Annotated in this window: 13 protein-coding genes; 10 read left to right on the plus strand and 3 right to left on the minus strand. The window is 29.9% G+C overall.

Annotated features, from left to right (window positions below; genetic code table 11):
- Positions 1-2: 2 nt before the first annotated feature.
- The 4 genes from ACI9TV_RS05295 to trxC are packed head-to-tail and all read left to right on the plus strand — an operon-like array spanning position 3 to position 2,885.
- Entirely contained in the window at positions 3-356 is a 354-nt protein-coding gene (locus ACI9TV_RS05295) for a response regulator (protein ID WP_415249724.1), read from the plus strand.
- A complete protein-coding gene (locus tag ACI9TV_RS05300) occupies positions 356-955 on the plus strand; it encodes a chemotaxis protein CheX (protein WP_415249725.1) in 600 nt (199 codons plus the stop codon). Before ACI9TV_RS05295 ends, ACI9TV_RS05300 begins: the two co-directional genes overlap by 1 nt.
- Positions 910-2,463: an ATP-binding protein gene (locus ACI9TV_RS05305; protein ID WP_415249726.1), complete on the plus strand. Its 1,554-nt coding sequence runs from the start codon at positions 910-912 to the stop codon at positions 2,461-2,463. Before ACI9TV_RS05300 ends, ACI9TV_RS05305 begins: the two co-directional genes overlap by 46 nt.
- Positions 2,463-2,885: a thioredoxin TrxC gene (gene trxC / locus ACI9TV_RS05310; RefSeq protein WP_415249727.1), complete on the plus strand. Its 423-nt coding sequence runs from the start codon at positions 2,463-2,465 to the stop codon at positions 2,883-2,885. Before ACI9TV_RS05305 ends, trxC begins: the two co-directional genes overlap by 1 nt.
- Before the next feature lie 12 nt (positions 2,886-2,897).
- Here the strand turns inward: trxC and ACI9TV_RS05315 are convergent, their stop codons facing one another.
- From ACI9TV_RS05315 to ruvC, 3 genes are all read right to left on the minus strand, one after another.
- Positions 2,898-3,968 carry a hypothetical protein gene (locus ACI9TV_RS05315; RefSeq protein ID WP_415249728.1) on the minus strand — a complete coding sequence of 357 codons (1,071 nt, stop codon included), beginning with the start codon at positions 3,966-3,968 and terminating at the stop codon, positions 2,898-2,900.
- Positions 3,969-4,345: 377 nt separating this feature from the next.
- Positions 4,346-4,663, minus strand: coding sequence for a pyrimidine/purine nucleoside phosphorylase (locus ACI9TV_RS05320; RefSeq protein ID WP_415249729.1), 318 nt, complete (start codon positions 4,661-4,663; stop codon positions 4,346-4,348).
- Between the two features lie 27 nt (positions 4,664-4,690).
- The gene (gene ruvC / locus ACI9TV_RS05325) at positions 4,691-5,167 is read right to left on the minus strand and encodes a crossover junction endodeoxyribonuclease RuvC (RefSeq protein WP_415249730.1); all 477 of its coding nucleotides are present in this window, start codon (positions 5,165-5,167) and stop codon (positions 4,691-4,693) included.
- 82 nt (positions 5,168-5,249) lie between these two features.
- Between ruvC and ACI9TV_RS05330 the strand changes: the two genes are divergently transcribed.
- The 6 genes from ACI9TV_RS05330 (at position 5,250) to queF (ending at position 13,120) form a co-directional block, all read left to right on the plus strand.
- Positions 5,250-6,248: a lipid A deacylase LpxR family protein gene (locus ACI9TV_RS05330; RefSeq protein ID WP_415249731.1), complete on the plus strand. Its 999-nt coding sequence runs from the start codon at positions 5,250-5,252 to the stop codon at positions 6,246-6,248.
- Between the two features lie 211 nt (positions 6,249-6,459).
- The gene (gene dnaA / locus ACI9TV_RS05335; RefSeq protein WP_415249732.1) at positions 6,460-7,767 is read left to right on the plus strand and encodes a chromosomal replication initiator protein DnaA; all 1,308 of its coding nucleotides are present in this window, start codon (positions 6,460-6,462) and stop codon (positions 7,765-7,767) included.
- Positions 7,768-7,933: 166 nt separating this feature from the next.
- The gene (gene dnaN / locus ACI9TV_RS05340) at positions 7,934-9,001 is read left to right on the plus strand and encodes a DNA polymerase III subunit beta (protein WP_415249733.1); all 1,068 of its coding nucleotides are present in this window, start codon (positions 7,934-7,936) and stop codon (positions 8,999-9,001) included.
- Positions 9,002-9,011: 10 nt separating this feature from the next.
- On the plus strand, positions 9,012-11,327 hold the full coding sequence (gene gyrB, locus ACI9TV_RS05345) for a DNA topoisomerase (ATP-hydrolyzing) subunit B (RefSeq protein ID WP_415249734.1): 2,316 nt from the start codon (positions 9,012-9,014) through the stop codon (positions 11,325-11,327).
- A gap of 6 nt (positions 11,328-11,333) precedes the next feature.
- Positions 11,334-12,740, plus strand: a complete 1,407-nt coding sequence (locus ACI9TV_RS05350; RefSeq protein ID WP_415249735.1) for an EAL domain-containing protein — start codon at positions 11,334-11,336, stop codon at positions 12,738-12,740.
- A 2-nt stretch (positions 12,741-12,742) separates the two neighbouring features.
- Positions 12,743-13,120, plus strand: coding sequence for a preQ(1) synthase (queF, locus tag ACI9TV_RS05355; protein ID WP_415249736.1), 378 nt, complete (start codon positions 12,743-12,745; stop codon positions 13,118-13,120).
- Positions 13,121-13,157: the final 37 nt, after the last annotated feature.

A 13,157-nucleotide genomic window follows, 5' to 3' on the forward strand; every position in this document is an offset into this window, starting at 1 on the left:
GAATGAAATATTTAGTAACAGACGATTCAAAACTAGCAAGACTCAGTTTGATAAAATCACTTAAAGCTCAAGTTGGTGATGCTGAAATTTTCCAAGCACACAATGGTGAAGAAGCAGTCTCTCTAGTTAAAAAAGAAAAAATTGATATTGTATTTTTAGACTTAACAATGCCAGTTATGGATGGATATACCGCGTTACCATTAATGATGGAAGATAACCCAAAACTAAAAGTTGTGGTGGTTTCTGCTGATATACAAGCACAAGCTAAATCTAAAGTTATAAAACTTGGGGCACAGCTTCATGTTCAAAAACCTATTAACTCCCAAAAGATGCAAGATTTACTTGCTATGCTCTAATGCAAGATCTAACACTAACAGAAGATGAACAGGATGTACTGCAAGAATTAATGAATGTAGCGTATGGAGATGCGACTGCTATAGTTGCTGAAATGCTTGATGCCTTTGCAACTTTGAGTATTCCAAATATTAAACTCATGAAAACTTCCACTTTGTTAGATGAACTTCAAACCTTAAAAGGTGAAAGTTACTTTTTTTCAACGCAAGCTTTTAATGGCCAGTTTTCTGGTGAAAGTGCCTTTTTTATCGATAATGTAAGTGCTCAAAATCTAGCTTCACACTTAGAGCTTAAGAGTGAAGAAGATTTAGATGATGCTATCTTAGAGCTAACAAATGTTCTTACGTCAACCCTAACAACAAGACTAGCAAAGGAAATGGGAACTGAAGTAAAATTTTCTCTTCCAAGTATTAGTAAATTACCTAATAAGCAAATACAGGAAAATAAAACATTTAAAGATTATTCACAAGTTATTGTTATAGATACACAACTAAACTTTCAAGATCAAAAAATTAACGGTGAAATATTTATACTAACTAAGGATGGATCAATAGAGTGGCTGAAGAATCAACTCAACAGTATCTTAGAAGCATTGATGTAGATAAAAAGCTTATCTCGAGTATTGATAATGGAATTATTATACTCGATGATGAGCTCAAAATTAGCTACTACAACAAGTGGTTAGAGATTCATACATCCATCAAAGAAAAAGATGTTCTTGGGAAAGAAATTTATACAATTTTTGAAAATATAAATATTAAAACTTTACGAAGAAAAATAAAGATAGCTCTACTAATGGGAACCCCATCTTTTTATATTGCAAGTACATCAAAATATCTCATCCCTATTAAAATCAATCAAATCGAAGCATCGGATTTTAATCATATGCGTCAGGATGTAAGTATAATCCCTTTTGACGTAGAGAAAAAACTAGTCGCCTTAATCATAACGGATCAAACCGTTATGATAAATACTAACATACTTTTAAAATCAAACATACAAAAAGTAGAAGAACTCAACAAAGAGCTACTCACAGAAAGAGGTATTGTAGATGAAAGAGTACTCTATTTAAAAATTGATACCACTAACAATATAACAGATTGTTCGCGAGCATATCTAGACCTCTTGGGATTTGAGAAAATTGATATATATAAACAAAACTTTTTTGACTATGAAAAATTAAGTTTAAATACAGAGTTAAGAGAAGAAATCAAAGATAGTATCGCTCAGATGAAAGTTTTAAAGTACGAAAAGATAACCCTAACACGAGAAGGAAGGGAAGTTTGGTTACTCAATACTTTGGTACCAGAGTATGATAAAAATGGCTCTCACTTAGGCTTTATAATCTTTGCAGAAAATATAACAAGTGCGAAACTAGTTCAAGAACACCAATCAAGATTACTTGAAAATTCCAGAACTGCTGCTATGGGTGAAATGATTTCCATGATTGCACACCAATGGAGACAGCCTCTTTCGGTTATCAATACACTTATAGCAACTTTACGAATAAAAAAAGAACTTGATATGCTTGATGATAAAGTTGTTGATGAGTCCTTTACCAAAATAGAAAAGACTGTAGGCTTTCTCTCAGATACTATTAACGATTTTAGAAACTTTTTTAAGAAAAATAAAGAGCTAACAGAAACAACAATACAAATAGTATTTGATAAATCTACAAATCTTCTTAAATCTGATATGTTAATCAACGAAATCATGTACGAAGAAAACATTGATACAGATATTCTACTGAGTACCTACCAAAATGAGTTAGTACAAACTATCATGAATATACTAAAAAATTCTATAGATGCCTTTAAAGAGAATCCTCAAGAAAATCAAATTTTACATATAAAAGCATATCTAATACATACAAATGTAATAATAGAGATACAAGATAATGCAGGTGGAATTCCTAAAGATATATTGTCAAAAGTTTTCGAACCTTACTTTTCTACAAAATCTAAAAATGGAACTGGTCTTGGCTTGTATGTATGTAAAACGATTATAGAAGAGCATCTAGATGGTAAACTAACAATGAGCTCACGTGACCATATTACTAAAACAACTATAGAACTACCAAAAAACTTACAAATTAAAAAGGAATATTAATGAGAGTAATCTGTCCAAACTGTTTAAGCGTAAATAATGTGCCAAAAAAAGATTCATACAAAAAAGCAAATTGTGGAAAATGTAAAAAATCACTTCTTGAAACAAAACCCATAGAGTTATCCCAAACAAATTTTGATGAAGTAGTAGTAAACTCAGACATCCCTGTAATAGTTGATTTTTGGGCTCCTTGGTGTGGACCATGTAAAATGATGGGACCTAACTTTGAAAAGTCAGCTAGTAAATTTCCTCTCAAAACTTTGTTTGTAAAAGTAAATACTGAAAATGAACAAAATTTAGGCGCTAGGTTTTCAATTCGAAGTATTCCTACCCTTATGATATTTAAAGATGGGAAGGAAGTTCACCGTGTTTCTGGAGCGCTTGATGAAACAAGCTTAACACGGCTTGTTTTGCAGTTTAATTAAAATGGGGACTTTTCAAGCACTAATATCTAAGTCCCCAAATCCCCACATATCTTTTAAACCCTCTGCAATCTTGTCATATAGTTTTATACTATCTTTTATCTCGCTCACTACATTTGTAGCGTCATCTAATCCTCTCCAAGATAACATATCTGTTAACTCATTGCTTACAGTTGCGTAATAATTAATAGCTTCAGATTTTGAAAAAGCATGTTTTACTACTTCTGAGCTTATATACTCTTTTGAATCTACTGTCTCATAAATACGCTTATAAGGGTTACGTATCTCATCCATTTTTTCGCCTAATTTCACATTATATATATCGTAGAGTTCTTTAAACTTATCAGTTTTAGTAAATTCATCACTAAATGAATAAAGGTTTTGAAATCTTTCTAAGCTTAATTTATTTGCTTCATCTAGGCTTACTAAACGATGTGCATCAATTACCTTAGTTACACCTGTGCTTTCTAGCGTCGGAAGTCTATATGGCTCTCTCATTTCATGTGGGTACTTTTTTTGTCTTTCATTGAAACGAATCATAAATATACCAGTTTCTTCAATGATTGATTCAAGGTCAAGAACAGCATTTTTCGCGTAATCTTCCCCTAAAAACTCTTTCATTTCAGCTAGATTCATACCATCTATATACTCTCCATCAATTCCCGTTACCATATATCTTCTCTCTGCATCTAATCGAGAGACTGGTTCATGAAGTTTATAAGGCTCATAGGTTTGTGACATAAAATGAGTTTCAAGTTTTTGATACTCTTCTTCGGTCATATTAAAAAGAGCACCACCATAAGAAAGTGTATCTAACGCATGTAGATTTTTCTTACCTTCGGCACTTGTACTGTTCATAAAACCTGTAAGATAATTTACAATATCCTTATTTGTTTGTTCTTGAACTGAATCTATCTCTTGATACTGGCTTAAATTTTCACCCAAATCAATATATTTGTAAGAATTTTTATTGATAGATTCTGTTTCTTGTGTAATCGTATCTATTGGAACTGTGGGATTAGTTTTTGATAAGGCTGTTGTTGGTGTAACTGTATGAGTGTTTTGTGTTGATGATGCAATTTGCATTTTTATGCCTTAATAATAATATTAAACATTAAATCGGTATTTACAAAAAGATATGTAATTAAATATTATATTAGGTTAATAATGAAGGTTTATATGATGATTTTGTAAATTTATTTTTAGCTCAATTAGGGAAAAAGCATAAATAGAAATTACTAGTAGGTAGTCAACTAAATGTTGAATTATCTCCACAGCAACTCTTGAGTCTCTCAGAAATTAAAGAAGTATTGCTTCAAAAGAATAAACAAACCACTAAATTATTACCATCGAAACTCTCAGATATTAAAAATATTCCTTCCAATTTAATGAAAGAAAGATTGATAAAATCTCAACAAATTGAATTTTTGAGATAGTCAAAAATTTATGTTAAAAATTATCGTTTATTGACCTTTGACATACGAACAACAATAGTCAGTTACAGTTTTAACATTTACATCAAATGAAGTGTTAGCTCCAACATTAAAAGTCTCTGGTGTAGTAAGTGTTTTCCACTCTTCACCTGGTAGTTTAACATCAAGTTCACCACTTAGCATTTCCATAATCTCAGCTTCGTTAGTACCAAAAGTATAATCACCTGGCAACATAATCCCTAAAGATTGTATAGAACCATCATTAAGTTCAACTGTACGACTCGTAACCTTTCCATCATAATAAATATTTGCAGCTTTAACTATGCTCGCATTTTGTATTTTTTCCATGTAAAATCCTTTTAAGAAATTATAACTTTATTTTTTTAATCTAACTCTTTGAGAGTGTGTAATCGCAACAGCCATTGCATCTGAAATATCTAAAGGTTTAATTTCTTTTTTTATATTAAGCAACCTCTTTACCATAAAGTTAACTTGTTCCTTAGAAGCTTTTCCCTTGCCAGTAAGTGCTTTTTTAACTTGCAAGGCTGTATATTCACTAAACTGACCAAATTCTTGAAGAAGCTTTAACATAATAGCTCCACGAAATTGTGCTAACTTAATCGTTGTCTTTGGATTATGTGCATAAAAGATATCTTCCATTGCGACTTCATCAATGGTATGACTAGAAAAAATTGTACTAAGTCCTTCAACCATTTGAGGTATTTGAAACTGTAAGTCTTCTGCTTTCATTTTTATAAGACCTGCTTCTACTAAAGAGATCTTTGAAGCTTCTAATTTAATGAGAGCGTAGCCCATATTTCTTGTTCCTGGGTCTATTCCAAGTATAATCATTATATTCCTTAATAAATGTATTATATACAAAATCATCTCTCAAAGTAACATATAATAAAATATTTTTGATATAATTTTGACAATGAAATATTTAAAAAGCTTAGTGTTTATATTTTTATCAACCCAAATTTTATTAGCATCTGAAAATGAAAATAAAAGCTGGGTTTTTGATAGAGCAAATTTTTATATTGAAAATGATGTCTACTTTGGAACAGATGATGGATATTCAACTGGGGAAATGTTTACCTTTCTTTATTTTGTCCCCCAAGCAGATAATTTTGTATATGATATGCTTGGCTACAACACTAAAAAGTCATACTCTTATATAACCTTTTCAATTGCAAATCAAATTTATACTCCAACAAATACTTTTACAACTGATCTACAACCAAACGACCGTCCTTATGCTGGGTGGACATATCTTGAGAGTGGTTTTCATAAAACAACTAAAACTCAATTACGCTCTCTTTCACTCAAAGTAGGAACGATAGGGCCTGCATCTTATTCTGAAGAGATACAAACTAATTTTCATAAAATATTTGGAATGGATCCTGTAAATGGATGGGAACATCAATTAAATAATGAACTAGGTATTAATTTAAAATATACACAAAAATGGAAATACCATCAAAAAAATTTAGATGATTTAGAAGCTTCATTTATTCCTTTTACCTCGGCTGAACTTGGAAACATTGCTATTAATACTTCTGCAGGATTTAGTGCCAGAATTGGTTACAACATACCAAAAGACTATGGCCTTTCTTCTATAAATATTGGCAATGACCCTGGTATACCTGTTTATGGTGAATACAATAATATGCGAACTCATCCCTGGAGTTTTAGTATTAACTTTACCGCTGCAGGAACTGTGGTAGTGAGAGATATATTTTTAGATGGAAATACATTTTCAGATTCTCACTCAATGGATAAAGAAACTTTCATTGGTTATTATGGTGCTGGTTTTACAATTAGATATAAAAATTTAGTACTTGACATTATGGCGATTGAACATTCAAAACAATTTAAAGAACAAAAAGAATCTCATGGTGTAGGAACTGCTATCATTTCTTGGCTGTACTAAGTATTTATTCACTTTCAAATAAATAAGCTCCAATATAAAAATAGCTATTCATAGTCCCTATAAGCCTCTATAGTTACAAAAAAATATTTTTTTAAATACTTATATAAATTATATTCACATACATTATTTTTTAGTTATTCACATCTATTTAATAAATTTTTATGTAAAAGTCTAGTATTATTCACATATAATAAAGATATAAAGGTTCCATGTGAATATAGGTCAAGAAGTACTCCAACAATTAAAAGAAGAAATAACAGAATCTGAATATAATAGATATATAAAACAACTCATTTACGATATAAAAAAATCAACAAGTGATTTAGCTATATTTTATGCCTCCAATGCCCTTGTCTCAAGTTGGATTCAAAGTAAATACTCTCAAAAAATTGCACATTTATTTGAAGTTAATAATGGATCAAAAGTATCTGTAAGAATTGCTTTAAAAAATTCTATTGAAAAAGTAAAATCAGTCAAAAGAACCTCTATAAAAACTTCTCATTCACTTTTAAATCCTTCTCAAATTTTTGATAATTTTATGGTTGGTGGATCAAACCAATTTGCCTATGCCGCAGTCAAAAGTGTAAGTGAAAATGCTGGTACAAAATATAATCCTCTTTTTATTTATGGAGGTGTTGGGCTTGGTAAAACACACCTCATGCAATCCGCTGGTAATGTGTTTGAAAACCAAGGAAAAGTTGTTATCTATACTACAAGTGAGCAACTTTTAAATGATTTTGTACGACATATCCGAAATAAAACTATGGAAAAATTTCAAGAAAAATACCGTAAGTGTGATGTCTTACTTATAGATGATATTCAATTTTTAAGTAACAAAGAAGGAATTCAAGAAGAATTCTTTCACACCTTTGAAGCACTACGTGGTGATGGAAAACAAATTATACTTACTGCTGATAAACATCCTAAAAAAATAGGTGGTTTAGAAGAAAGGTTACAAAGTCGATTTGAATGGGGTTTAGTTGCTGATATACAACCTCCAGAGCTTGAAACAAAGATTGCTATTATAAAAAGTAAGTGTGAAATCAATAAAGTAAGTTTAACTCCGGATATCATTAACTATATAGCTACTGTAATAGATAATAATGTACGTGAAATAGAAGGAATTTTATCTCGTTTGCATGCCTATTCGCAACTCATGCATGTAGATATTGACCTTGCCTTTACAAAGAATGCTTTAAAAGACCAACTTAAAGAAAAAACAATGAATCTAAGTCTCGATTCTATTACTTCTTGTGTATCAAAAGATTTAAATATAAAACCAAGTGAAATGCGCTCTAAAGGACGTAGTAAAAATCTTGTCTATGCAAGAAGAATTGCTATTTATATTTGTAGAGAACTTACACAAAATACTATGCCTCAACTTGCACAATATTTTGGCATGAAAGACCATACAGCCATCTCTCACACCATTAAAAAAATAAATTCTCTCATTGAAACAGATGAAGATTTTAAAACTAAAATTGCCGAATTAACAAATAAAATAACTTCCTCTTCATAATTGTTATAAAAAAAGATATAATTATATAAGTGAATAGACGTGAATTAAAATAAAGAGATTCATCACGTCTCAAAAGTAGCTCCAGTAAAGGTTTCTAAGTGTTATTCACATATTCACTTGGTACTACTACTAACTACTAAAAATTATATATAATAATAGGATTTATATGAAGATTACAATTTCAAAATCAATCATTGAAAATATCTTAATTCAAGCAGGACCTTTTTTAGAAAAAAAAGATACATCTCAAATTACATCTCATGTATTTATAAATGTTTCAAATTCAGTCCTTACGATAAAAGCTACTGATTATGAAATAGGATATTTTGTAAATACAAATAATGTTCAAATTGTTGAAGATGGTAGTACAACTGCAAATGGTAAAAAACTTCTTGATATTATTCGAATATTAAAAGATGGGAATATAAACTTAGAAGTTAAAGGTGATGTTTTACATATTTCACAAGCACATTCTAATTTTAAACTTCCAACTTTTTCATATCAAGATTTTCCAGAATTTCCATCTTATGAAGGTAAAAATCGTATAACAATAGATTCTTATTCTCTTATAGAATCATTAAAAAAAATAACACCAGCAATTGATACAAACAATCCTAAGTTTGAACTTAATGGTGCACTTATAGATATAAAACCAGATAAAATTAATTTTGCTTCTACAGATACTAGAAGATTAGCAGTTGTAGATATCCCAAATAATACATCAAATGAACTTTCAATTATTCTTCCTAAAAAAGCAATTGTTGAAATTCAAAAGCTTTTCTTTAATGAAATAGAACTTTATTATGATGAAACAAATTTAATAATTCATTCAGATCAATATACTTTTTTTACAAAACTAATTAACGGAAAATTTCCAGAATATTCTAGAATAATTCCAAAAGAAATATCAAATACCTTACTTTTACCCAAAGCAATTATGATAGATTCTATAAAACAAATTACTACAATTTCAACAGATGTAAAAATCACATTTTTAAATGAAACAATAACATTTGAATCTTTAAGTGATGATAATAATAAAGCAAAAACAGAAATAGGTTTTACTACAGGATTTAGTGAGCCTTTTACAATTGCAATTAATAGTAGATATTTATTAGATTTTTTAAACTCTATTAATAATTCTGAATTTAATATTGGTCTTAATGAAGGTAATTTACCTTTTGTTTTAAGTGATGAAAATTTTAAAACGGTTGTTATGCCGATAGTTATATAGGGAGTTGTCAATGGAAAATTATGGTGCAAGTAATATTAAGGTCCTTAAAGGACTAGAAGCTGTTAGAAAAAGACCAGGTATGTATATTGGTGATACTGGTCATCGTGGACTTCACCATTTAGTATATGAAGTTATTGATAACTCTATAGATGAAGCAATGGCTGGCCATTGTGATACTATCACTGTTGTACTAACAAAAAATGGAACATGTAAAGTTTCTGATAATGGTCGTGGTATCCCAACAGATATGCACCCAACTGAAGGAATGTCAGCAGCAACAGTTGTTTTAACGGTTCTTCATGCTGGTGGTAAATTTGATAAAGATACATATAAAGTCTCTGGTGGTCTTCATGGTGTTGGTGTTTCTGTTGTAAATGCACTTTCAGCTGATCTTCATATGACTATTTATCGTGAGGGTGAAATTTTTGAGCAAGACTTTAAAATGGGTATCCCACAAGAAATTCTTGCTGTTACAGGAACTACACGTAAAACTGGTACAACTATTGAATTTGCAGCAGATCCATCTATTTTTACAGATACTGTTACTTTTGAATATGAATACTTATCAAAAAGATTTAAAGAATTAGCATATCTAAATCCATTTATCACTATAAAATTTCATGATGAGCGATCAGGAACGAAAGAAGAATATCATTTTGAAGGTGGTATTGCTCAATATGTAACAGATATGAATAAAAAAACAATAGTGTCTGAAGTTATTTCATTTTCTGCAAAAATAGAAGATATAGAGTTTGATATTGCACTTATGTACAATGATGCTTATGATGAAAAACTTGCATCTTTTGTAAACAATATACGTACTCCAAATGGTGGTACACACGAAGCTGGCTTTAGAGCCGCATTAACTCGTGTTGTTTCAAACTATAATGCTAAAAATGGGGCAGCAAAAGAAAAAGATGTAAAAATATCTGGTGATGATGTTAAAGAAGGACTTATCGCAATTGTATCTGCTCGTGTTCCTGAACCTCAATTTGAGGGTCAAACAAAAGGAAAACTTGGAAATACATATGTAAGACCTTTAGTACAAAAAGCAACTGGCGAAGAACTTTCTAAATATTTTGAAGAAAACCCTTTACAAGCAAAAGCAATAGTTTCTAAAGCTCTTATGGCTGCTCGTGGTCGTGAGGCTGCTAAAAAAGCAAGAGAATTAACACGTAGAAAAGACAATATGTCTGTTGGAACTCTTCCTGGTAAGTTAGCAGATTGTCAATCTAAAGATGCAACTATTTCTGAATTATACTTAGTGGAAGGGGATTCTGCAGGTGGTTCAGCTAAAATGGGTCGTGATCGTGTTTTTCAGGCAATTTTGCCACTTAAAGGTAAGATTTTAAATGTTGAAAAAGCAAGATTAGAAAAGATTCTAAAATCAGATGAAATTACAAATATGATTACTGCAATGGGTTGTGGAATTGGTGAAGAGTACAATGAAGAAAAACTTCGTTATCATAAACTAATCATCATGACGGATGCTGATGTTGATGGTTCTCATATTCAAACTTTACTTCTTACATTCTTTTTTAGACATTTTCGTGATGTAGTTGAAAAAGGCTATCTTTATCTGGCACAACCGCCACTGTATCGTTATAAAAAAGGAAAAAAAGAGATTTATTTTAAAGATGACAGTGAAATGAATACTTTTTTAATTGATAATGGTGTTGAATCATTAGAAGTTGACGATATTGGACATAATGATTTAGTATCTTATTTTAAAATGGTTGATCATTATACTGGTTCTTTAATTGCATTAGAGAGACGTTATTCACTTATTAAACTTATTCGTCACTTTATAGAAAATCCAGATTTAATTTCTTTAAAAACAATGGATCTATATTCAAAAATTGAAGAGTTTTTAACTTCTGTAGATAATAATATTTTAACAAAAACAATAAATGAAGAAACAAATGAAATTCATATTTTTGTACAAACACAAGGTGGTATGGAAGAACTTTTAATTAATGATGATCTCTTTTCAGCACCTCATTTCACTGAAGCAGATTTTGTGTTTAGAAAGATACAAGAATGGAATTTAGACTTTACAGAGGATCCTGTTGCAGAATTAGAGAGTATTAAAGATTACGCTAAAAAAGGTGCATACATCCAACGTTACAAAGGTTTAGGTGAAATGAATCCTGATCAGCTTTGGGAAACAACAATGACACCTGAAAACCGTATACTTTTGCAGGTAAACATTGAAGATGCAGAAGTTGCATCTGATGCATTTACTTTATTCATGGGCGATGAAGTTGAGCCTCGTCGTAACTACATTGAGACGCATGCAAAAGATGTTAAACATTTAGACGTATAAAAAATTATGCTACTTCCACAGACTAAAGAGAGAGAGTACCGCTTTAAGTTAGCACTTAGAATGGGACTTCCTATTTTTTTTCTTTTCTTAGCTTTTATTTCAAACAGACTTTTTACTTCCTATGAAAATATAGATACATCATTTTATTTTATTTCTATTATACTTTTAGCATTCAGTATTTATTTTATTTTTTTTCTTATTTACAGTGGTTTTGATGTAAAAATTACAGAAAGTGTTTCTAAAACATTTAGCAGAGAATATTTATATACCTATATAAACAAAGAGATAGATAAGAATGAACCTTATAGTTTAGTTCTTTTAAGTGTTGATAATCTTGATGCTATTAACACTAAGTATGGAATTGGAAATGGTGATAAAGTTATTTTCGAAGTAGCACAATATTTAGGAAACTATCTCAAAGGTAAAAATATAACAAATTTTCCAATGGGACACATTAAAGGTGGAGACTTTGTTATTGGCTTACAAGGAAAAAAAGAAAACTTTAACACAATAATAGAACTTTTATGTCTTAAAAGTAATGAATTTAAAGTTGATGAAATTGAAGTTAGTATTTCAGGTGCTATAACTGATACACTTTATTCACGTGATTTAGATTATATGATAGAAAATTTATTTGAATTACAATCAGAAAATAGACATAAAAAAAGTATGAGAAATAAGAATGAGATGGATCCAAATGACTTAGAGTCTTTTGTAATTGGAGCTATTGATGCTAAATCAGTTTCTATTATGTCCCAATGCGTATATGAAAATGATAATCAAGTGATTGAAGAGTGTTTTGTAAAGTTGAAAAATACCGAAGGTAAAATATTACATCCAAAGTCTTATATGAAGGTTATTCATAAGCTAGGGTTAACTGCAGAATATGATTACTTAGTATTAGAAAAAATACTTTTACATTGTATGCAGAGAAGTGATAATATACTTAGTATTACTGTCAGTCCTACATCATTAAGAAATCATAATTTTTTAGAAAAAACAAAAAATCTTTTACAAGAAAATATACATCTTAAAAATAGATTGATATTTATGACAAGTGAAGTAGAATACTATTCACATATTGAGAGATATAATACAACACTCCAATCCTTAAGACGTGAAGGTGTTAAAATTGGGATAGATAGATTAGGTTCACTGCATACAAGTTTTTTATATCTTAGGGATCTTGACATTGATATAGTAAGATATGATTCTTTCTATATAAAAGATATTAAAAATAAAAAGCATAAGAATATGCTAGAAGGATTTAATACAATAGCACATAGCTCAAATGTAAAAACGTGGTTAAAATTAGTTGAAAATAAAGAGATACAAGAGTTTGCTAAAGAGATAAAAGTTGATTATATACAAGGTAAAGCTCTATCAGAATTAGAAAAAATATATGAGGATTAAAAATGAAGTACGGTGAAAAAATAGTAAATGAATTTGATGTAGATAAAGATTTAGAAATATGGCCAAATGAGCATAAAAGAAATTATATTATTAAGATGACGCTCCCAGAGTTTTCTTGTCTTTGTCCAAGAAGTGGCTATCCGGATTATGCTACTATATATCTAGAATATACTCCAGATGAGTGGGTGGTAGAACTTAAAGCAATAAAGCTTTATATAAACTCATTTCGTGATAAGCATGTATCACATGAAAACTCTGCAAATGAGATTTATGAATTACTTGAGAGAAAATTAAAACCAAAATATATGAAAGTAATAGCTGATTATAATCCTAGAGGGAATGTACACACAGTTATAGAAATAGATAGCTCAAAATTATAGTTTATATACAGAACAATAAATAAATAAGGGATTTAAG

Source organism: Sulfurimonas sp. (assembly GCF_047622445.1).
Lineage (GTDB): Bacteria > Campylobacterota > Campylobacteria > Campylobacterales > Sulfurimonadaceae > Sulfurimonas.

What these genes read in the sequence shown, in the direction of transcription:
- ACI9TV_RS05295 (WP_415249724.1), top strand. Translation starts at nt 3, where the DNA reads ATGAAATATTTAGTAACAGACGATTCAAAACTAGCAAGACTCAGTTTG.
- ACI9TV_RS05300 (WP_415249725.1), top strand. Translation starts at nt 356, where the DNA reads ATGCAAGATCTAACACTAACAGAAGATGAACAGGATGTACTGCAAGAA.
- trxC (WP_415249727.1), top strand. Translation starts at nt 2,463, where the DNA reads ATGAGAGTAATCTGTCCAAACTGTTTAAGCGTAAATAATGTGCCAAAA.
- ACI9TV_RS05315 (WP_415249728.1), bottom strand. Translation starts at nt 3,968, where the DNA reads ATGCAAATTGCATCATCAACACAAAACACTCATACAGTTACACCAACA.
- ACI9TV_RS05320 (WP_415249729.1), bottom strand. Translation starts at nt 4,663, where the DNA reads ATGGAAAAAATACAAAATGCGAGCATAGTTAAAGCTGCAAATATTTAT.
- ruvC (WP_415249730.1), bottom strand. Translation starts at nt 5,167, where the DNA reads ATGATTATACTTGGAATAGACCCAGGAACAAGAAATATGGGCTACGCT.
- ACI9TV_RS05330 (WP_415249731.1), top strand. Translation starts at nt 5,250, where the DNA reads ATGAAATATTTAAAAAGCTTAGTGTTTATATTTTTATCAACCCAAATT.
- dnaN (WP_415249733.1), top strand. Translation starts at nt 7,934, where the DNA reads ATGAAGATTACAATTTCAAAATCAATCATTGAAAATATCTTAATTCAA.
- gyrB (WP_415249734.1), top strand. Translation starts at nt 9,012, where the DNA reads ATGGAAAATTATGGTGCAAGTAATATTAAGGTCCTTAAAGGACTAGAA.
- ACI9TV_RS05350 (WP_415249735.1), top strand. Translation starts at nt 11,334, where the DNA reads ATGCTACTTCCACAGACTAAAGAGAGAGAGTACCGCTTTAAGTTAGCA.
- queF (WP_415249736.1), top strand. Translation starts at nt 12,743, where the DNA reads ATGAAGTACGGTGAAAAAATAGTAAATGAATTTGATGTAGATAAAGAT.